We start from the raw sequence: 1,272 nt of genomic DNA, 5'->3' as shown, positions 1-1,272 counted from the left end.
CTTCCAATCACGCGCTGATCGCAACACCTGTTCGTGGAGGTGTGGGATGGCTCGTATTGGTCGGCCGACTGTGCCGGGCGAGGTGCGTCGGGTGTTTTGGTCCGGGATTCGGTCTGGTTTGACGGTCGGGGACGCGGCCGGTGCGGTCGGCGTGTCGACTCGGGTGGCGTATCGGTGGTTCCGTCAGCGTGGCGGTGTGATGCCTGCAGAGACCGGGCCGGCCCGGACACCGAGACTGAGTTTCGCCGAGCGTGAGGAGATCGCTGCGTTGCGCCGGGCCGGGCTGGGGGTACGGGCGATCGCGCGAGAGTTGGGCCGGAGCCCGTCGACGATCAGTCGGGAGTTGCGGCGGGTGCGGCATCACCGGCCGAGTGATCGGCACAAGATGCCGTATCGGGCCTCGACCGCGCAGTCCGATGCCGACGCGAGGGCGAGGAGGTCGGCACCGGGGAAGTTGGCGACGAATCTGCGGTTGCGGCGTGAGGTGCAGAACCGGTTGAAACAGAAGCACAGCCCGACCCAGATCGCGCGGCGGTTACGGTGGGACTTTCCCGACGATCCGGAGATGTGGGTGTCTCACGAGACGATCTATCAGTCGCTCTACGTGCAGTCTCGTGGCGGGCTGAAACGTGAACTGGCCAAGCATTTACGGACCGGCCGCACCTTGCGGAAACCGCATCGCAGCTCGGAAGAACGACGGGGCCGGATCCCGGACATGATCAACATCAGCGAACGCTCACCCGAGGCTGACGACCGCCGCGTCCCCGGGCACTGGGAAGGGGATCTGATCCTGGGATCGACCGAGTCCGGGTCCGCGGTCGGCACCCTGGTCGAACGCACCACCCGGTTCACCATGCTGCTCCACCTGCCCGGCGGCGGCCACACCGCCGATGTCGTGGCCGCGGCCATGATCGCCAAGATCAAAACCCTGCCCGAGCAACTCCGCCGGTCCCTGGCCTGGGACCAGGGCAAAGAGATGGCCGGCCATGCCAAGATCACCGCCGCGACCGGGCTGCAGATCTACTTCTGCGACCCGCACTCACCCTGGCAGCGCGGGACGAACGAGAACACCAACGGCCTGCTCCGCCAGTACCTGCCCAAGGGCACCGACCTGTCCTTCTACGGACCAGGCCTGCTCGACCAGATCGCCTCCGAACTCAACGCCCGACCCCGCCAAACCCTCGACTGGCGCACCCCAGCAGAAGCACTCAACCAACTACTGTCGAACCCAACAGATCCAATCGGTGTTGCAACAACCGCGTGAATCCGCCG

General features: G+C 66.2%; 1 protein-coding gene. It reads left to right on the top strand.

Annotation, left to right across the window (positions count from 1 at the left end):
* The first annotated feature begins 46 nt into the window (after window positions 1-46).
* A complete protein-coding gene (locus ACFQU4_RS37615) occupies window positions 47-1,264 on the top strand; it encodes an IS30 family transposase (protein WP_377502451.1) in 1,218 nt (405 codons plus the stop codon).
* Window positions 1,265-1,272: the final 8 nt, after the last annotated feature.

This window comes from Microlunatus sp. GCM10028923, from assembly GCF_042666975.1.
Classification (GTDB): Bacteria; Actinomycetota; Actinomycetes; order Propionibacteriales; family Propionibacteriaceae; genus Microlunatus.
Note: the sequence above shows the minus strand (reverse complement) of the source record. Positions and strands in the feature narration are given on the sequence as shown.